We start from the raw sequence: 18108 nt of genomic DNA on the forward strand, positions 1-18108 counted from the left end.
GCATTCCTTAATCCATCGAGGAGCGGTCGTCGTGGCGGAGTTGGCGTTCTCGGCGAGCGATCTGGCACAGGTGCGGTTCGCCGTCTCGCCGATGTGGGAGGTCGCGCCCAGCTTCCGGCTGCTGACGTCCCACACCGCGCATCCGGTCCATGGGCGCTGGGCCGACCAGGTACGGCCACGCGTGGCGGCCGCTGGGCTGGACCGGGGCTGGCTCTCCGAGCTGATCCCGCCCACCGGCTACGTGCCCGACTTCCTCAACCCGGCCCCCGCCGGACCGGCCCCCGCCCCGGCGGCAGAGTGGGAAGCGATCCAGGCCTCGCCCACCGACCGGGTACGCCAGGACCTCGATCACCTCGCCCGCCACCGGGGGAGCCTCGCCCCCCGACTGCGGACCCTGCACGCCGACCCGGCCTCCTTCCTGCCGAAGGTCACACAAGAGATCGAAACCTACTGGGACCTGGCACTCGCCCCCTACTGGGCGCGGATCAGGGCAGTACTGGACGCCGACATCTTCCACCGGGCCCGCACGGTCGCCGAGCACGGCGCGGGCCACCTCTTCAACGACCTGCACGGATCGATGAGTTGGCACGACAACGCGCTGAATCTGGTCCGCCGGAAGCGAAACCTGCCCCGAGAGTCCACAGGCGCGGGACTGCTGCTGATCCCTTCAGCGTTCACCGGACCCGGCCTGCGCACCAGGGTCAGACCGCCGGACCCACCGCAACTCGCCTACCCCGCACGTGGCATCGGCGCGCTCTGGGAGGCGCGGCCGGCTACCGGAGCCTCGGTCCTCACCCCCGTCCTCGGCCGATCACGGACCCTGCTGCTGACAGAACTGGAGACCCCGGCCTCCACCACCGAACTCGCCCACCGCACCGGGCTGTCCCCGGCCGGGGTCTCCCAACACCTCACCGCACTACGCAACGCGGGCCTGGTCAGCGCCCACCGAGCCGGCCGCTCCGTCCTCTACGCCCGCACCGCTGCCGCCGAAACCCTCCTCGAAGCCGCCTCCGCCTGATGAGCTTTGGAAGCCGACACGGGAAGGACTCTCGAGCCGACCGCTCAGCCCGCCTGTGCGGGGACTGGCTTCCGGCCGCTCACGGCCCAGGCCCGGGCGGTGAGGGCGATGGAACCGTCCGGCCTCGGGGGGACAGCCGCGCTGGCCTCAACGACCAGGCGGAATACGGTTTCATCGGGTACGCGTCGACGGTGGTGACCCAGCGGATGCGCGGGATCGAACTCGGATCGCTCGGGCAGTGACGCCGAGAACTGCTGCCAGAGCGGCTCAAGCAGGGATGACGGCATGGCGGGCATGGGCCCTCCGGCATGGGCACGATGACAGGAACAGCGGCACCCGGGCTGTGCCTGCGCGGCACAGGGCAACAAAGCGGTTCCTCGACCGGGTCGGACACCGCTTACGGCATGCTGCAGCGTGGGAGCCGCGGTCTTGCTGCGGCTCCCACGCGGACGGATTCCAGTCAGGGCAGCAGGTGGGTGGCCATGTCTTCCCACTGGCGGATGGGGGCGATGCCCGGCGTGGGCGTCAGGAGGTGGAGGCTGACGTGGTTGGCTCCGGCGTCGAAGTGCTCTTGGACGCGGTGGGCGATGTCCTCGGCACTGCCGTGGGCCACCAGTGCGTCGACCAGCCGGTCGTCGAGCGCGTCCGGGTTCTCGTATCCGAGTCCTCGTAGCAGTTCGCGACGGTTCGGCAGGGCGGCCGCGGCCGTGGTGCGGGCCAGGTCGGCGGTGTCCGCATGGTCGTGGCTGAGCACGCACATCTGGGTGATGGCCAACAGGGCATCGTTTCCGAGGACAGTCCTGGCAGTGCGGGTGTACTCGATGGGCATACCCAGTACCGTTGCGCCCCGGGCGCGTTCGGCGGCAAGGACGAGCATGTCGGAACGCAGGGCGGTGAGTACGCGGTGCGGTGATGCGGCGGCCGTCCCGGGTGGCCCGAACGGGGCGGTGTCCAGCGCGTCGAGGTAGGAGCGCATGGTGGCCAGGGGCGGCCCGAAGCGGTGGCCGCGGATGTCCTCGGCGAGGCTGGGGTGGCTGTCCCACAGGCCAAGCAGGAACCGCCCGGGGAATGCCTCGTCCAGGGTGCGCTGCGCGGCGGCGGCCGTGACTGGGTCGCGGGCGTAGATGTCGGTCATGCCGGCGGCCACGATCATGTGCCGGGTGGCCGACAGGAGGATCGCGGCCTGCGCCATGGCCTCCCGTCCCGTGGTCTCGGGGAACCACAGGGTGCCGTAGCCGAGGTCTTCGATCGCGGCGGCAGCCTTGCAGACCTCGGATGCGGGAAGGTGGTCGAAGTCCCCCGCCCAGATCCCGATGCGCCCGAGGCCGTGGGGGCGGGCGCTCACGCGTCCTGCCCTGCGGTGCGCGTGGAGTCCAGGAACGCGGCGATCTGGGACGCGCCGGTGCGCTCCAGCCAGGTGCCGAAGTCCATCGTGGCGGGGTGGATCTTCCGGGTGGCGGGAACGTCGGCGCGATAGCCGAACGTGTTGAGCCACTCGTTGGCGTAGGCGAAGTCTTCGTTCAGGGCCCGGATCGCGTCGATCGGGATCTGGACGTAGGGCAGCGGTATGCCGAGCGCCTTCCCGATGGCCGCGGCGATCTGAACCGGCGTGAGCTCGTCCCCGGCCAGGGAGACCTCCCGGCCGATCCACTCCTTCGGCCGGGAGAAGGCCAGTGCGGCGACGGCGCCGACATCGTCGACGGCCATGATCTGCTGGGGGACCTCCGGCGCGAGCCCGGTGGACAGATTCCCGTTCCGCAGCGCGTATCCGCCGGTGAAGTTCTCCATGAAGGACACCGGTCTGAGGATCGTCGAGGGCAGGCCGAGCGCGGCGATGTGCTGCTCGATCCGCCACTTGCTGACCAGGTTCACCGGAACCTTCTCCTCAAGGTGCCGGTCCGCTTCGGCGACCGACGTGAAGACTAAGTGCCCAATGCCTGCGGCGTACGCGGCCTCGGCGACGTTGACACCCCAGCGCACCTCGTCCTCGGCGGTGAAGTCCGGCGCGGTGCCGGGCGAGCCGACGGTGGGCTGGACGCTGAACAGGCCCCAGGCGCCCTCGGCCGCGACGGTCAGGGAGTCGACGTCCTCCATCTGTGCCCGCACCACCTGCGCTCCGGCCTGCGCCAGTGCGGTGGCCTGAGCCCCGTGCGGGTCGCGCGTCAGTGCGCGCACCTGCCAGCCGTCCCGGAGCAGGTGATGCGTCACGGCCCGGCCCTGCAGGCCGGTCGCACCCGCCACCACGACGGTCTTTCCTGTCGGTTCCACGGATCTCCCCCGTATCGCATGCCGGCGAGGGGCCACATCCGTAACGTAACTGGGGTGCCCCTCCGGTTATCGGTCGATACAATATGGAGGGCCACCCCAGTTCGCAAGCCGTCAGGAGTTCCCGTGCCCAGAAGTGCAGCCGGCCCTGCTCCGCGGCCGATGCGTGCCGACGCGCGCCGCAACTACGACCGGATCGTGGCCGCCGCCGAGAGCATGGTCGCCGAGCACGGAGCCGAAGCCTCGCTGGAGGAGATCGCCCGGCACGCCGGCGTCGGCTCAGCCACACTCCACCGGCACTTCCCCTCCCGGCAACTGCTCCTGGAAGCCGTCTTCAAGGGCCGGGTTGAGGCCCTCTGTGCCAAGGCTCACGACCTGCTGCCCGCGCCCGATCCCGGAGCCGCACTCGTCACCTGGCTCCGCGCCGTCGGCGCACACGCCGTCGCCAACCGGGGTCTGGGAGCATCACTCATGCACGGCGCACGCGACGGCGACCCAGCACTGGGAAGCACCTGCCACGCAATGATCACCAGCGCCGGCGGCGAACTGCTCGACCGCGCCCGCCACGTGAATGCCGTACGCCCCGACGTCACCATCACTCAACTGCTCAAGCTCGTCAGCGCCATCGCTTTGGCCACCGAGGAGGAGCCCGACGGCCCAGGCGAGGCCGACCGGCTGCTCAACCTGGCCATCGACGGGGTGCGCGCACGCTGAAGCTCCCCTCCTGCAGTCGAGGAACGCAACGCCTGTCCTCGGTCGGTCTTGGCGAGCTGCTGTTCGCGGGGTCTGATCCGGTGTTTTCCGTGGCGGACATGTCCGCCACGGTTACACATCACGAAAGCCACCGATGTCATGTCATGCAGCAGGCGGAGCCGCAACATCACCTACCGGTGGGTTGAGGCGAGCGAAGCCTTCCTGCCGTTGGTAAGGGAAGTACGGGTAGGTCGCTACCTTGCTGCTCGCCGCATCGAGTTTCGCCAACTGGTCGGGCGTAAGAGTCCAGCCGACGGCACCGAGGTTCTGACGGAGCTGCTCCTCGTTGCGGGCGCCGATGATGACGGATGAAACGGTCGGCCGCTGGAGCAGCCAGTTGATGGCGATCTGCGGAATCTTCTTGCCGGTCTCCTGAGCGATCTCGTCGAGGGCATCGACCACGCGGTAGAGGTGTTCATCCTCGACCGGCGGGCCGTAGTCCGCGGTGTGGTGCAGTCGGCTATGGGCCGGTAGGGGCTGGTCGCGGCGGACTTTGCCGGTGAGCCGTCCCCAGCCGAGGGGGCTCCAGACAAGGGCTCCGAGGCCCTGATCCAGTCCGAGGGGCATCAGCTCCCATTCGTAGTCGCGGCCGACGAGGGAGTAGTAGACCTGATGCGCGACATAGCGCGGGTGGCCGTACCTCTCCGCGATCGAGAGGGACTTCATCGCCTGCCATCCGGAGAAGTTGGAGATGCCGAGGTAGCGGACCTTTCCTGCTCGTACGAGATCGTCGAGTGTGGACAGGACTTCCTCGATCGGTGTGCCGGCGTCAAAAGCGTGCAGCTGGAACAGGTCGAGGTAGTCGGTACCGAGCCGACGCAGGGCGTCCTCGCATGCGGTGATCAGACGCGAACGGGAGGAGCCCGCATCGCCTGGACCGTCGCCCATCGGCAGGCTGGTCTTGGTGGACACGATCACCCGATCCCTGCGGCCTTTGATCGCTTCGCCCAGCACCTCCTCGGAGGCGCCGCCGGAGTACACGTCGGCGGTGTCGAACATCGTGATCCCGGCGTCCAGGCAGATGTCCACGAGGCGGCGTGCCTCTCGCGCATCGGTGTTGCCCCAGGCGCCGAACAACGGTCCCTGGCCGCCGAAGGTGCCGGCGCCGAAGCTCAGTGCGGGGACCTTGAGGCCGGATGCACCCAGCCGTCTGTATTCCATGGCTGTTCCTCTCGCGCTGCCTGACTGGCTAATGGGTCTGGAGTTCCGTTAGTGTGTTCCTCAACATAGCAGGCGTGAGCAATTAACGAAACTGGAGTCCCGTTATGGGGTTTGAGGGTGCGGATCCGGGGACCATCCGTCCTGGAGGGCGCACGGCGCGGGTGCGGTCGGCGGTGCTGCAAGCGGCTGGGGACGCCTTGGCAGAGCATGGCTTTGCCCACCTGGACCTCGCCGACATCGCGCGCCGTGCCGAGGTGGGCAAGACCACCGTCTACCGCCGCTGGGGAACGGTGACCAACTTGGTGGCTGACTTGCTTGTGGACATGGCCGAGCAGTCACTGCCGCGTACCGAGACCGGCTCGCTGCTCGGCGATCTCAAGGCCAACGCCCGGCTCGTGCAGCGCACCTTGGCCGACCCGCGGCAAGGAGCGCTGTTCAAGGCAGTGATCGCCGCCGCCACCTGCGAGGCCAAGACAGCTGAGGCCCTGCACAGCTTCTACGACATCCGCGTCAAGGAGTGGGCGCCCTGCGTCCAGCAAGCCATCGAGCGGGGCGAGGTGCCTGAGGGCACCGATGTTCACGAGGTCATCCGTGCTGTCTCCGCCCCCCTCTATTACCGCCTGCTGACCACGGGCGAGCGTCTCGACGAAGCCGCCGCGGACCAAGCCGCCGAGGCCGCCGCAGCCGCAGCGCGCGCGGGAGCATACCTGCGGGGTGAGCGAGGTCTTGCGTGACCAGCTTCTTGCATCCGTCCGAGTGCTGGTCGCCGTGCGCGCGATCTCGGGGGCATAGGGGCTCAAGGTTCCGTCGACCTCGGCGGCCATCTCGTTGTGGCGGCCGAGCACGCGGGTGACCACGGAAGCGACACCAGCACCGCAGACCTCTGGCACCACTACGGCCGCGTCCACGCCGCCGGTGCCGAGCCGTTCGCGACACCTTCCACTGGAACTGGGGCCAGGACGCCGGACCCGGCGCCGAGGTCCTCGGTGACCTCACCGACCGGCGCGTGGGGACCTCGGCGCCGGAGCAGCCCGGCACGCCGCACACCTGGCAGCACGGCACCAGCCCGCCGGGGTCGTCGCGATCGACGCCTCACCCGCCCAGTACGCCATGGCAACCGACCTGCACGCCCACCTCGCACCCCACCTGCGTCATCGTGCAGTGCGACGCCGTGTCCCACCTGCACGCGACGACCGGAACGTACGACGTGCTGCACAGCGTCTTCGGCGACTTCACCGACCCGCGCGAGCTGCTGCCGACGGTCGCCGCCGCCCTCGAGCCGGACGGGCGACTGGTGTTCGCAACCCTCGGCCACTACCTGAGCGGGCCCCGCCCAGCCCGATGCGGTGGCCGCAGGAACACGTCTGGAGCAGGCTGCTCGACGAGGCCGGGTTCACCCGGATCACCCTCGACGTGCTGCCCGCCGGCCCCGATGGTCCGCGCGCCGCCGACACGCTGCTGATCAGCGCGTACCACCCGTCGTAGAGCAGATCCGGCGCTGCATGCTGCGTCAGGCGCCGAGGCGCGACAGGCGCCTGCAGCAGGCGGTCCCCGCGGTCGGAACGCGGAGGACCTGCTCCCGCGCTGGGCGGCGCTGTCCCACGTGGCCGTCTACTGTCGTAGTGCACTGCCACGACAGGACGGCAGGGCTGGGGGCGGCCCTTTGCCGTGCGCCCTGGTACGGGCCGCCCCCTACGGCCGACCGCACACTTGCGGCACGCCGGTGAGGCCGTAGCCACCGGACTCGGACCGCTACGGCTGCCGTCTGAGCGGCGGGACGGCGTCCGGGAGCTGTCGGCGCGGAGATGCGGGCGCGGCGGCTGCGGTCACCTGAGCCGAGCGGCCGGCGCAGCCGACGGTGTGACAGATCCGTGTGGGCAGATCGGTGTGTACAGAGCCCCGTCCGCCGCTGGGAGGTCTCGTGCGGGTCTGGCCGGGGCCGCGGTATACAAGTCGTCCGGGGCGGGCCGCGCCTGGCAAAGTGTCCGTCATGAGCTCCCGGCCCGCGCACTCCGAACAGGTCCGCCACCACGACCACGGCACGTGGCTCGTCCGGTTCACCAGCCGGGTGCTCGTGGTCTGCCCGAGGTGCGGTGGCCGCGCGCTCGTGGTGCCCCTGCCCGGTCTCCCTTCGCCGAAGTACTTCAGTGAGCTGCTCTTCCAGCCCCGCCGTCTCAGCTGCGCCGGCTGCGGCGCGGTGGCGGAGTGGACTGCCGAGCAGCGGGGCACCGGCCTGGTCGGCGCTGTGGTCGGCGGCACCGAGGACCCCTTCTTCCGGCGGCCACTGTGGCTTCAGACGCGCTGTGCGGGACGGATCCTGTGGGCCTACGACGAGGAGCACGTCGATGCCCTCACCGCCTACGTGGGTGCCCGGCTGCGTGAGCGTCACGCCTCCCCCACCATGGGCATGTTCGCCCGGCTGCCTGTCTGGATGAAGTCCGCTCGCCACCGTGACCAGGTACTGGCCGGCCTGTCGACCCTGCGAGCCCTCGCCCGGCGCCCGGCCCCAGCCGACCGCTCCGACGCGGCCCACGAACGTGGCGACCGCCCGCGCCACCACCACAGTGTCCTGTTCCGAGGCGGCCCCTACTGAGACGCATCGCCGATCAGGCGTCACGTCGATGGCACTGTCAGCTGGGTGACTGCGCGTAGCGGTGTGCCCCGCGCACGTGCCTGCCGACGCGAGGTCAGCGCTCCCTCGGCATCGTGCACCAGCCCCTCAGTGCGGGCGGGTCCGCCGGCTCGGCGGGCGGCCGGTTCGCCGGTGGCCGCCGCAGGGCCATGGCGCGGGCGGTCCGGACATGCCGCCGGCCTGGCCTGACCGGCAGGAGGACACCGGTTACTCGACGGCCGGGCCCTCTCCAGCGTGCCGCACGGCCTTCCTGGCCGACTGACCCATCTCGTACCGGCTCGCCTCGGTGAAGGACTCATCCGCCGCCCCACACCGACTCGGCACTCGATCGCCTCCAGTCCGGCGGTGACATCGCTGCCGACGGCGGTCGTGACCAGTGGAGGTGGGCGATCTCGCCGGCGAGCGCCGCGGTACCGGTCGACGGCGTCGCCGATGTCCCTCCGGCCGGCCGTTCGTGCTCGGCATCAAGTGCGCGGCGTGGATGCTGCTCGACTCCGGCTGCCGGTCTCCCGCGACCTTTCGGAGCGGGTTCAGCGGGTGGCCCAGCGGCCACCGGACGTCGCGCCTTCCCAGCGGCGATCCGTTCCACGCGAGGTCACCGTCCGGCGTCGTCGGGCCGCCTGCGCCCGTACAACCCTGATGCCTCATGGAGTGTCAAAGATGGTGCCGGACAAGAAACGGGCTCTTTTCGGACACCCCCCGCGCCTGCCCGGACGTTCTTGAGCAAAGGAGCCGCTCATGCACAAGAAACGCTCGGCCGCCGTTGCCGCGGCATCGTTCCTCCTCATCACGGGCGCGGCCATGGCCACCGCCCCCGCTTCCTACGCCGGGACTCCCGGCGGCACCCGCGCGAGCGACCGCAACCGCGACTTCAACGGCGACGGGTACGAGGACGTGCTGATCGGGGCGCCCGGCGCCACGGTCGGCGGCCACTCGGGCGCCGGCCTCGTCACCGTCCAGTACGGCGGCCCGAAGGGCGTCACCACGGGCAACGCCAGAGTCTTCAGCCAGAACACCACCGGAGTTCCCGGCGCCGCCGAGACCGGGGACGCCTTCGGCAAGGCCGTGGCCACCGGCGACCTCGACGGGGACGGCTACGACGACGCGGTCATCGGCATCCCGGGCGAGGACCTCACGGGCATCGGCACGGACGCGGGCGGCATCACCGTCCTGTGGGGCTCGCCGAACGGCCTGTCCGGCGGCAACAGCGACTGGCTGCAGTCGGATGCGGCAGCGGCAGGCAACAGGTTCGGCAGCTCTCTGGCGGCCGGACACTTCACCTCGTACGTGCCGGGCGACCTGCTCGCCGTACTCGACAAGGTCGGCCTGTCTGTCTATCAGTACCAAGCGGCGCCACAGTCCACCACCAGCGGGGGCGCGAGCGCGACCCGCGGCGACGCGGGCGCGGCCCCGTTCAAGCTGTTCAAGGACGACACCCGCACCCCGCTCAGCGCCCAGGACGAAGCGCCGGCCATCACGCCCAAGTCCCTGACCACCGGCGACTACGACAACAACGGCCTGGCCGACCTGGTGGTCTCCGGGCTCAGCGAGGGCGCCGAGCAGGGCTACGGCTGGTCGTACGTCATCCTCAGCTCCGACACCGATCCTCAGCCTCCGATCGCGGTGCGCGGCGGCCCGGTGGTCGCCTCCGGCGACGTCAACGGCGACGGCTTCGACGACCTGGTCACCGGGGAGCCCCACAGCCCCGACGACGGTAGTGCCTCGACGACCGGCGGCATGGTCGGCGTCTACTACGGAAGTCCTGACGGGCCCGTCGGTCAGGCCGGCCCCGGTGCTCCGCCCGTCTGGTGGACCCAGGACACCGCTGGCGTGCCCGGGGTCGCCGAGCGCGGTGACGGCTTCGGCACTGACCTGTCCGTGGGCGACACCAACCGCGACGGATACGCGGACGTGGCGATCGGCGCCTCCGGTGAGGACATCGGCAGCGTCGTGGACGCCGGGGCCCTCTGGGTCCTGCGCGGCTCGGCCAAGGGCCTCACCGCATCGGGCGCCCTGGCCGTGAACCAGAACACCTCCTATGTCCCGGGTACGGCCGAGAAGAACGACAAGTTCGGCGCCCAGGTGTCTTTCACCGACCCCAACGACGACGGCTACTACGGCCTGCTCGCCTCGGCGCCGGGGGAGAACACCAACGACGGCGTGGTGTGGGTGTTCTCAGCGGGCTCGAGCGGTATCAAGCTGCCGGGCTCGTGGATCTACGGCGGTTGCTCCCTCGGCGCCTCCTGCCTGGACGCCCGGTTCGGCGAGGCCCTCGACGACTGACCGGCGGGCCGCCCGCCACCCCTCCAGCTGACGGGCCGTTCACCACGGCAGGTGATGCCGAGTATCACGGCGGTGCCCGCTCCGGTGTTCTCGGTGCGGGCACCGCTGCCGCGTTGCGCCTCTCCTGCGACCTCGCCGAACGCGGCCTTCCACGCTGCGGTGGCCGCAACGGGGTTGCGTGTGCGAGGACGGTCTTCTGCAGCGGGCTGAGCACTGCGAGAACGGGGCACCACTACCGGCGGTGGGCTCTCCCACGTTCTGAAGGGACCCGCGCCAGCGAGATCCGCCGTCAGCCAGTCAGTCAGCCCGCATCAGCAGAAGCCGAGGACGACAGGGCGTCGCGAACGTGATCGGGGCGTACACGCTACCCCGAACGCGGGCAGGAAAGCCGAGGAGGCGTGACGACGTGCGGATGGTGGCTGCGTACGCTTCTGGCATGGGCGACGTGGGCGGGCTGCGCGAGCGTAAGAAGCAGCAGATGTATCAGCGATTGTCGGACACGGCCATCGGGCTCTTCCAGCAGAAGGGCTATGAGCATGTGACCGTCGCTGACATCGCGGCAGCCGTGGACATCTCCAAGCCGACGCTCTTCCGCTACTTCCCGGCCAAGGAGGATCTTGTTCTGCACCGGCTGGCCGATCACGAGGGGGAGGCCGGGCGGGTGGTCGCACAGCGCCCGGCCGGGTGCTCTCCGCTGGAGGCGCTGCGACGCCACTTCCTCGACGGGCTCGCCCGGCGTGATCCGGTGACCGGCCTGAACGATGACCCCGAGGTGCTCGCCTTCCACCGGCTGCTGTACGGGACGCCGCCACTGGTGGCGCGCCTGCACACTCATGTGGAACGGGACGAAGCCGCTCTTGCCCATAGCCTCGGCAGCGAAACCGGCGGTGGCGTCCAGGCCCGCCTGGCCGCCGGGCAGATCGCTGCTGTCCAGCGCATCCTCGCGCAGGAGAACTGGCGCCAGATCACCGCCGGCCGCAGCGCGGACACGCTCTACCCCGAGGCCGTGGCAGTAGCCCGGTCGGCATTCGCGCAACTGGAGGCCGGACTGCCCCACCTTGCCTGACGCCGTACGGCAACCGGGTAAAAAATATTACTCGGTTGCATTATTCTTGAGGGATGCCACGCTCCGAGTCCGTACTCAGTGATGCCCTGACCCAGGAACGCACCTACCACGACGCATGCCGAGCGGCGCTGAAGACCATGACCGACAACGCGCAGGAACAGGTGGTCATCGGCGCGGACGCCTCCGCATCCGGCGCCGACGCCGAAGTGCTCGGCTACGAGTTGCGCAGCCAGGCCAAGGAACTTCGGGAACTGCCCGAGGGTCCGCTCTTCTTCGGGCGCCTCGACTTCCACCGTGACCCCCAGACCGCCGGCGACCACGCCGGGCAGGAGTACCACATCGGGCGTGTGCGCATCACACACGATCCGTCCGACCCGCCCCTGGTGGTCGACTGGCGCGCGCCAGTGGCACGCGCCTTCTACCAGGCAAGTGCTCGACGTCCGCAAGGCGTCGCCGTCCGGCGCCGCTTCGGCTGGTCACCTGCCGGCCGCGGCGACTCGGCCGACCTCACCGGCCTGGAGGACGAGCACCTCAGTGAGGGCGAGGTGCGGGAAAGCAGCATCGTCACCAGCGAGATCGAGCGCCCCCGCATCGGTCCCATGCGCGACATCGCCGCCACCATCCAACCCGAGCAAGACGACCTCGTACGTGAGGACCTCACCACGTCCCTCTGCGTCCAGGGCAGCCCAGGCACGGGCAAGACGGCAGTCGGACTGCACCGTGCCGCCTACCTCCTCTACACCTGTCCGCAGCGCATCCAGCGCGGCGGCATGCTGATCCTCGGGCCCAACCGCGCTTTCCTGTCCTACATTTCCGAAGTCCTGCCCGCGCTCGGCGAAACAGGAGTGAGGCAGTCCACCCTCGACGACGAGATCGCCCGGCAACCGGTCACGGCACAGGACAGCGACGCCGCGGCGATCCTCAAGCACGACATCCGCATGGCAGAGGTCCTGCGCCGCGCGCTCTACGCGCGAGTGAGCACAGAGGTGACGCAGCCGCTCGTACTGCCGGACGGTTCCTACCGCTGGCGCGTACCCGTCGACGTACTGGAGAAGATCGTCCACGAGGTGCGCACCGAGGAACCCCCCTATGCCGTAGGACGCGAACGCGTCCGCACCCGCATCGTCCACGCCGTTCAGGATCAGGCCGAGCGCCGCGGCGGCCCCCGCACCCGAACCTGGGTACAAAAGATCTCCCGGTCACGCCCGGTCACCGCCCTGCTCAACGCCATCTGGCCCGCCGCGCAACCCGAGGAAATCCTCGCCGGCCTGCTCACCCGTCCGGACACTCTGGCCGCCGCTGCCGAAGGCATCCTCGACGCGGACGAGCAGAAGACCCTCCTGTGGTCGAAACCGCCGCGCTCTCCCAGGTCGGCTCGCTGGTCGGCGGCCGATCTCGTACTCCTCGACGAACTCTCCGGCCTGATCAAGCACCCCGGCGGCTACGGGCACGTCGTGATCGACGAGGCACAGGACCTGTCTCCCATGCAGTGCCGCGCCATCGCCCGCCGCTCACCCTTCGGATCCGTCACCGTCCTCGGAGACCTCGCCCAAGGCACCACCCCCTGGGCCGCCCGCGACTGGCCGCAGTTCCTCACCCACCTGGGGAAGCCGTACGCCATCATCACCGCACTCACCACGGGCTTCCGCGTCCCCGGCGCCGTCGCCGAACTTGCCAACCGCCTTCTGCACCACCTCGACGCGGACGTACCACCCGCCCGATCCCTGCGCCGCGACGGAGAAGTGAGCATCGAGGCAACCCACGACACGACCGCCGCGACAGTCGCGGCCGTGCACACAGCGCTGCGGCACGCAGGCTCCATCGGCGTCATCGCAGCCGACACCGAAGCACCGAAGCTCCACCACGCTCTCCTCGCGGCAGGAACCCCGGTATCCGCACCGGACACCCAGGGAGCCCGCCTCACCGTCGTGCCGGCCTCCACCGTCAAGGGACTGGAGTACGACCACGTGGTGCTCGTCGAGCCCTCAGCCGTCGTCCAGGCTGAGCCCCGGGGAATGAACCGCCTGTACGTGGCCCTCACCCGAGCGGTCTCCCGCCTCCACATCGTGCACTCCGCACCACTGCCACTCGCGATCCGGCCCGCGGAATCGCAGAACATCGAACGGCCGAGGTTCTCAACACCCGGCGCACCCACGTCCTCCGGCATTGAACTGTCGGCCGATTCCTGAGCCCATCAACGACTTACGCAGGTTGGTGAGGGTGGCGGTGGGCCAGTGCACCCGAGCAGAAGACTCATTCCGGTTCACCGGCACCGGTAGGCGGCGGGTGGTGCACCGCTGGGTGCGGGTGCGGTCGGACGGCTGGTGTAGCGCTGGACGGGGGCTTGGCAAGCCAGGGCGAAGTGCAGCACGACCGCCTTCGGGCCGGCGGCGACTGGCTCCGAGTGACTGCGCAGCCCGTGCAGCTGTGGATCGAGTGCGGGACGTCCAGCCGCCGGTGCTCCTTCGGTCAGCGAGACTTCCCACCGGTACGCCGCTGCCTTCGCCGACGGCATCAGCGGACCACCATCCCCACGGCACAACCGGCCCAGTGCCGTTGTCCGTGACCACGACCAGCCGAAGTCGGGGAACACCGACCCCGATGGGGCTCTTCGAAATCGGTGCTGCCCGAGCGAGGTCGCACGCCTGAGTGATGTCGGCTCAGGCGAGGCGGGCTTGCTCCAGCCCAGCGGCGTGATGAGGCGACAGCGTGTCGTGCGGGCGCATGATCCACCGGCGGATGGTGCGTGAGCTGGGGACGGAGGCCGGCGCCGGGGCGGCTGTGCCGGCACGCAGAGGCCCGTACGTAGAGGGACAGCCGTACGCGTGCAGGGGGTTGTTCTCGTTGTCCGCGCGAGTACGCCTCGGCGAAGCTGTCGCAGTCATTCGCCGGGCCGGACGTGCAGGGCTGGGCGAGACTCTCTGGAACGTCGGTTGTGCGTTCCGTCGGCGCAGCCTAGTGGTCACACGATCCCGCGGACAGCACCTGGATCGGTCCGTAGACGGCAGCGGGGGCACCGGTCATCAGCGCCCAGTATCGGTCCCCGTACGACCAGTGCCACCACTCGCTCGGATAGTTGACGAAGCCCTCCTCGCGCAGGCATCCGGCCAGCAGGTTGCGGTTGTCACGTGCGCTCGGTGACAGCCCCGGAGCGTCGAAGGGGCACCATCTCTCATCGCCCGTGCGGTGGCCGTTCACCGCGCCGCCCATGTCCAGTTCCACGCCGTCCCTGTCGACGAGCGTCAGGTCCACGGCCGCGCCGGCACAGTGCGGGGCCACTTCGACCGGGGAGACGAAAGCGCTGGTCCGGCGCCGAAGCTCTGCCGGATCCGTGATGCCGGAAGCGCGCAGGCGATCCTCGTACAGTGCGAACCGACGTGCCTGCTCAGCCGGGCTGCGGTGGCCCTCGATCACGAGGAGCCCGACGCCGGCGGGCAGTCTCTCGGAGGCTGAGCTCAGGCGTTCGAGTACGCCGGTCCTGACTCGTCCGTATGCCCCAGCCTCGTCCCGTTCTCGCGGGTCCAGCGCTATCGCCGGGCAGGTGGCGATGTCCGCAAGGGGTTCGCCGCAGTCTGCCACTGGGGTGTCGCTCACTCGCGGATCGCTCAGCAAGATCATGACACGTGAGCCTACGGTAGAGATCTGCCAGGGCGTCCGTGGGTCGGGCCAGCGCTTCGCGCCTCGCGTTCCGGCTCTGGTCGTCTGCCGCCGGCACCGTCACAAAACCGTAAGAGCCGAAATGTGACGGGAGCGGCGGAGCGCCCGAAGCTGAATGAAATCCCGCCTCGACCTCGACCCCACCCCCCATCCCTCCGGGGCCGCGCACGCGAAAGTGGGTCGTCTGTCAGACCTGGCTGGGATGCTCCGAGGATGGAGATAAAAGTGCAGTTGACGATCGACTGCTCCGATCCGCAGAGAATGGTGACTTTCTGGGCCGAGGCCCTGGGCTACGTGCCTGAGCCTCCGCCGAGTGGGCACGCCACGTGGCGTGCCTACTGGGCGGCGATGGGGGTTTCCGAGGCAGAGTTGCCGGCCGGTGCCGGGGATGTTCCGGAGTCGATCATCGATCCCGCGGGACACGGACCGAGGGTGTGGTTCCAGCAGGTTCCGGAGCCGAAGATCGCCAAGAACCGGTGGCACTTCGACCTGAAGGTCGGTGGAGGCCGTGAAGTCCCATGGGAGGTCCGCGCAGAGCGGGTCAGGACCACGGTGGAGCGGCTGGTCAAAGCTGGTGCCACCGTGCTGCGGATCAAGGATGAGCCGGACATGGGGCTCTACGCCGCCGCTATGCAGGATCCCGAGGGCAACGAATTCGACGTCGTCTGAGGGCCGTCGTGACGGTGCTGGTCGCAGCCACTCGTTGATGGCTGCGAGCAGCACTGTCGCTTCGCAGCGGACGACGAGTTTGTCGTACCGAGTCCGAGTGGCAACGGCCCGGTGGCGCTTGAGCCGGTTGATCCCACACTCGACCGCATGCCGCTGCTTGTAGTCGTCCTTGTCGAACTTCGGCGGTCGCCCGCTTCGTCGTGGACCCGTCGGATCATGCCCGTCAGTTCGTCGTCCCGGCGGCGGTGTTCGCACGGCTCCTTCTCGCCCCCGGCGCCAGCGATGCAGGTGGAGGACGGGATGTTCCGTTCGCGGAGCACGGGCTCGACCCCCGGATGCGGGTGCTCGTCGACGAGTGCCGTCACCTGGGCCGGGTCGGGTCGAGCTGGGCCGCGAATATAGCCGAGGCCGTTCGCAGGACCGCATTCGCCCGCTTGAGCTGGGCATTCTGCTTTCGCAGAGCCGCCAGCTCCTCCCGCTCGGCAGTGGTGAGCATGTCGTCCCGCTCGCCGGCATCGGCCTCGGCCTGTCGGATCCAGTTGCGCAGGGCCTCATGATGCACGCCCAGATCCTCGGCCATGCGTCGGATGACGGGCTTCGGATCGGCCGCGCGGTACATCCGCACCGCACGCTCACGCAACTCCAACGGATGTTTTCTGGGGGCAGGCATCGTCAGATCTCCTCTCACGAGGTCAATCTGACCTGCTGTCAACCCTCCCTGTATCTCGGCGGAAGCTCAACCCGGCTTGATGCCCGTCGGCAGCAGAGGCTCCAGCCGGGCCCGCCGGCCGCTCGTCAGATCCCCGCGTCCCGCAGGACGTGATCACCAACGAACAAGATCCGCTTTCGCAGCAGACCCTAACCGAGCTGACGCTCTGTCCCCGCGCATCCGGGATCGGCGGCGGCCTGGAGGAGGTTGTGTTCCAGGCGTTCCAGGGTGCGCAGGGCCTCGGTGCGCTCGCCGGGGTTCATGCCCGCAGCAACGAGGTCTTCGAGTTGGCTCCAGCTCTGTTCGACCTCGCGGCGCAGGGCGTGGCTGGCGGCCGTGGGTTCGATGAGGGATGCGCGCTTGTCGGTGGGTGAGGGGCGGCGGCGGACGAAGCCGGCCTGCTCCAGGCGCTGGACGGTGCGGGTCATGGTGGCGGCGTCGGAGTCCAGCAGTCGCACCAGGTCGGCCTGGCGCTGCGGGCCGAGTTCCCACAGGTGCATCATGACCAGCTCCTGGCCCGGGTGCAGGCCGATGCGGCGCAGGAGTTGTCCGGCGTACATGCGGTGCAGCCGGGCGAGGCGGAAGATCGCATGACTGATGGGCCCGCCGCCGGCCGCGGCCGGCACCGGGACGCTGGCCTCCTGCCCGACCACCGCGGGCCCCTTTCCTGGCGTCGGCGTGGACTGTGCCATCTCTTCCTCACTTCCCTGATCGGTCAACTAACGCTACCGCGCGACGTGGACCGCGGGGGACTTGCCTGCCTTCTCGTGGCAATTTCCCTGGTGATACGGCGTGATGTACGTCACGTGGCGGCCTGGGGAATGGCTTTCGGTATTTACTTGTTCGGACAGGCATCTGCTCTACCGGATGCGTCGGGACCCCCGCCTATCCACTCCACGAGGGAAGAGATCATGACCACTGCTTTCGATGCGATCGTTCTGGGCGGCAAGGCCCTGGCCAGCCGTATCGCGATGGCGCCGATGACCCGCAGCCGCGCATACGGGCCCGGCGCGGAGCCGACCGAGCTGATGGCGACGTACTACGCACAGCGCGCCAGTGCCGGCCTGATCGTCACCGAGGGCATCCAGCCCTCGCCGGTCGGCCAGGGCTACCCCGACACCCCCGGACTCCACACGCCCGGGCAGGTGGCGGCGTGGCGGACGGTGACCGACGCGGTCCACCGCGAAGGCGGGGTGATCTTCGCGCAGCTCATGCACACCGGCCGGATCGGTCACCCCAGCCTGCTGCCCGAGGGCCTGGTGCCGGTCGCGCCGTCGGCCGTGGCCGCCAAGGGCCAGCTCTACACCCACGAGGGGCCGAAGGACTTCGTGGAGCCGAAGGAACTGAGCGAGGCGGAGATCCGGCAGACGATCAACGACTTCGCCGACGCCGCCCGGGGCGCCATCGAGGCCGGCTTCGACGGCGTGGAGATCCACGGCGCGAACGGCTACCTCGTCCACCAGTTCCTCGCACCCAACACCAACCTGCGCACCGACGCCTGGGGCGGCAGGGTAGAGGGCCGCACCCGCTTCGCCGCCGAGGTCACCGCGGCCGTGGCCGGGGCGATCGGCAGCCACCGGGTGGGCCTGCGGATCTCGCCCGGCAACCCGTTCAACGACATCGCCGAGCCCCACCCGGCCGAGGCGTACGAGGTGCTGCTGGACAAGCTCGCCGGCCTGGACCTGGCCTACCTGCACCTGATGGAAGGCCCGGACCGCGACCTGACCACGCGGCTTCGCAAGGCCTGGCCGGGCACGTTCGTCCTCAACCCGTTCACCCACCCCGAGGTCACCGGTCCCGAGGCGCTGAAGCTGATCGAGGATGGAACGGCGGACATGGTCGCCTACGGGGCGCTGTTCCTGGCCCTGCGCGCTCGTCCCGCTGATCCCGAAGGC

Annotated in this window: 16 protein-coding genes and 1 pseudogene; 10 read left to right on the forward strand and 7 right to left on the reverse strand. The window is 69.7% G+C overall.

Features of this window, described 5'->3' with window-relative positions; all coding sequences use genetic code 11:
* Positions 1-40 precede the first annotated feature (40 nt).
* Positions 41-1018 (forward strand): helix-turn-helix transcriptional regulator, encoded by a 978-nt coding sequence (locus K7G59_RS32230; RefSeq protein WP_225840247.1) that lies wholly within the window; start codon positions 41-43, stop codon positions 1016-1018.
* A gap of 143 nt (positions 1019-1161) precedes the next feature.
* Here the strand turns inward: K7G59_RS32230 and K7G59_RS32235 are convergent.
* The 3 genes and pseudogenes from K7G59_RS32235 to K7G59_RS32245 form a co-directional block, all read right to left on the reverse strand.
* Positions 1162-1314: pseudogene (locus K7G59_RS32235) on the reverse strand (IS5/IS1182 family transposase); the annotation flags it as partial.
* Positions 1315-1478: 164 nt separating this feature from the next.
* Positions 1479-2363 (reverse strand): TIGR03620 family F420-dependent LLM class oxidoreductase, encoded by an 885-nt coding sequence (locus K7G59_RS32240; RefSeq protein ID WP_225840232.1) that lies wholly within the window; start codon positions 2361-2363, stop codon positions 1479-1481.
* Positions 2360-3286, reverse strand: coding sequence for an NmrA/HSCARG family protein (locus K7G59_RS32245; protein ID WP_225840233.1), 927 nt, complete (start codon positions 3284-3286; stop codon positions 2360-2362). The genes K7G59_RS32240 and K7G59_RS32245 overlap by 4 nt, the downstream gene beginning before the upstream one ends.
* Before the next feature lie 123 nt (positions 3287-3409).
* Here K7G59_RS32245 and K7G59_RS32250 point away from each other — a divergent pair, with 123 nt between their 5' ends.
* Positions 3410-3997 (forward strand): helix-turn-helix domain-containing protein, encoded by a 588-nt coding sequence (locus K7G59_RS32250; RefSeq protein ID WP_308295113.1) that lies wholly within the window; start codon positions 3410-3412, stop codon positions 3995-3997.
* Between the two features lie 141 nt (positions 3998-4138).
* On the opposite strand, the gene K7G59_RS32255 is transcribed toward K7G59_RS32250, so the two are convergent.
* Positions 4139-5197, reverse strand: coding sequence for an aldo/keto reductase (locus K7G59_RS32255; protein WP_225840234.1), 1059 nt, complete (start codon positions 5195-5197; stop codon positions 4139-4141).
* A 104-nt stretch (positions 5198-5301) separates the two neighbouring features.
* Between K7G59_RS32255 and K7G59_RS32260 the strand changes: the two genes are divergently transcribed.
* The 6 genes from K7G59_RS32260 to K7G59_RS32285 all read left to right on the forward strand — a co-directional run bounded on the left by K7G59_RS32260 (position 5302) and on the right by K7G59_RS32285 (position 13367).
* Positions 5302-5931 carry a TetR/AcrR family transcriptional regulator gene (locus K7G59_RS32260; protein WP_225840235.1) on the forward strand — a complete coding sequence of 210 codons (630 nt, stop codon included), beginning with the start codon at positions 5302-5304 and terminating at the stop codon, positions 5929-5931.
* 607 nt (positions 5932-6538) lie between these two features.
* Positions 6539-6682, forward strand: coding sequence for a hypothetical protein (locus K7G59_RS35150; protein ID WP_308295114.1), 144 nt, complete (start codon positions 6539-6541; stop codon positions 6680-6682).
* Between the two features lie 505 nt (positions 6683-7187).
* Complete coding sequence (locus K7G59_RS32270; protein ID WP_225840236.1) at positions 7188-7790, forward strand: hypothetical protein; 603 nt, start codon at positions 7188-7190, stop codon at positions 7788-7790.
* Positions 7791-8567: 777 nt separating this feature from the next.
* On the forward strand, positions 8568-10112 hold the full coding sequence (locus tag K7G59_RS32275; protein ID WP_225840237.1) for an FG-GAP-like repeat-containing protein: 1545 nt from the start codon (positions 8568-8570) through the stop codon (positions 10110-10112).
* A 436-nt stretch (positions 10113-10548) separates the two neighbouring features.
* A complete protein-coding gene (locus K7G59_RS32280; protein ID WP_225840238.1) occupies positions 10549-11178 on the forward strand; it encodes a TetR/AcrR family transcriptional regulator in 630 nt (209 codons plus the stop codon).
* A 53-nt stretch (positions 11179-11231) separates the two neighbouring features.
* Positions 11232-13367, forward strand: coding sequence for an ATP-binding domain-containing protein (locus K7G59_RS32285; RefSeq protein ID WP_225840239.1), 2136 nt, complete (start codon positions 11232-11234; stop codon positions 13365-13367).
* A 766-nt stretch (positions 13368-14133) separates the two neighbouring features.
* Here K7G59_RS32285 and K7G59_RS32290 read toward each other — a convergent pair.
* On the reverse strand, positions 14134-14796 hold the full coding sequence (locus tag K7G59_RS32290) for a M15 family metallopeptidase (protein WP_225840240.1): 663 nt from the start codon (positions 14794-14796) through the stop codon (positions 14134-14136).
* 252 nt (positions 14797-15048) lie between these two features.
* On the opposite strand from K7G59_RS32290, the gene K7G59_RS32295 reads away from it, so the two are divergent.
* Positions 15049-15504, forward strand: coding sequence for a VOC family protein (locus K7G59_RS32295; protein WP_225840241.1), 456 nt, complete (start codon positions 15049-15051; stop codon positions 15502-15504).
* A gap of 361 nt (positions 15505-15865) precedes the next feature.
* Here K7G59_RS32295 and K7G59_RS32305 read toward each other — a convergent pair whose 3' ends face one another.
* Positions 15866-16174 carry a transposase gene (locus K7G59_RS32305; protein ID WP_225840242.1) on the reverse strand — a complete coding sequence of 103 codons (309 nt, stop codon included), beginning with the start codon at positions 16172-16174 and terminating at the stop codon, positions 15866-15868.
* Between the two features lie 188 nt (positions 16175-16362).
* Entirely contained in the window at positions 16363-16905 is a 543-nt protein-coding gene (locus tag K7G59_RS32310) for a MarR family winged helix-turn-helix transcriptional regulator (RefSeq protein ID WP_225840243.1), read from the reverse strand.
* Positions 16906-17124: 219 nt separating this feature from the next.
* Here K7G59_RS32310 and K7G59_RS32315 point away from each other — a divergent pair.
* On the forward strand, positions 17125-18108 hold a 984-nt coding region (locus K7G59_RS32315; RefSeq protein WP_225840244.1), incomplete at its 3' end, for an alkene reductase.

It is taken from the genome of Streptomyces sp. NK08204 (assembly GCF_020400585.1).
Classification (GTDB): Bacteria; Actinomycetota; Actinomycetes; order Streptomycetales; family Streptomycetaceae; genus Streptomyces.

Excerpts from the sequence above, each read along its gene's own strand:
- K7G59_RS32255 (WP_225840234.1), bottom strand. The coding sequence starts at position 5,197 with ATGGAATACAGACGGCTGGGTGCATCCGGCCTCAAGGTCCCCGCACTG.
- K7G59_RS32275 (WP_225840237.1), top strand. The coding sequence starts at position 8,568 with ATGCACAAGAAACGCTCGGCCGCCGTTGCCGCGGCATCGTTCCTCCTC.
- K7G59_RS32260 (WP_225840235.1), top strand. The coding sequence starts at position 5,302 with ATGGGGTTTGAGGGTGCGGATCCGGGGACCATCCGTCCTGGAGGGCGC.
- K7G59_RS32305 (WP_225840242.1), bottom strand. The coding sequence starts at position 16,174 with ATGCCTGCCCCCAGAAAACATCCGTTGGAGTTGCGTGAGCGTGCGGTG.
- K7G59_RS32270 (WP_225840236.1), top strand. The coding sequence starts at position 7,188 with ATGAGCTCCCGGCCCGCGCACTCCGAACAGGTCCGCCACCACGACCAC.
- K7G59_RS32280 (WP_225840238.1), top strand. The coding sequence starts at position 10,549 with ATGGGCGACGTGGGCGGGCTGCGCGAGCGTAAGAAGCAGCAGATGTAT.
- K7G59_RS32285 (WP_225840239.1), top strand. The coding sequence starts at position 11,232 with ATGCCACGCTCCGAGTCCGTACTCAGTGATGCCCTGACCCAGGAACGC.
- K7G59_RS32295 (WP_225840241.1), top strand. The coding sequence starts at position 15,049 with ATGGAGATAAAAGTGCAGTTGACGATCGACTGCTCCGATCCGCAGAGA.
- K7G59_RS32310 (WP_225840243.1), bottom strand. The coding sequence starts at position 16,905 with ATGGCACAGTCCACGCCGACGCCAGGAAAGGGGCCCGCGGTGGTCGGG.
- K7G59_RS32290 (WP_225840240.1), bottom strand. The coding sequence starts at position 14,796 with ATGATCTTGCTGAGCGATCCGCGAGTGAGCGACACCCCAGTGGCAGAC.
- K7G59_RS35150 (WP_308295114.1), top strand. The coding sequence starts at position 6,539 with ATGCGGTGGCCGCAGGAACACGTCTGGAGCAGGCTGCTCGACGAGGCC.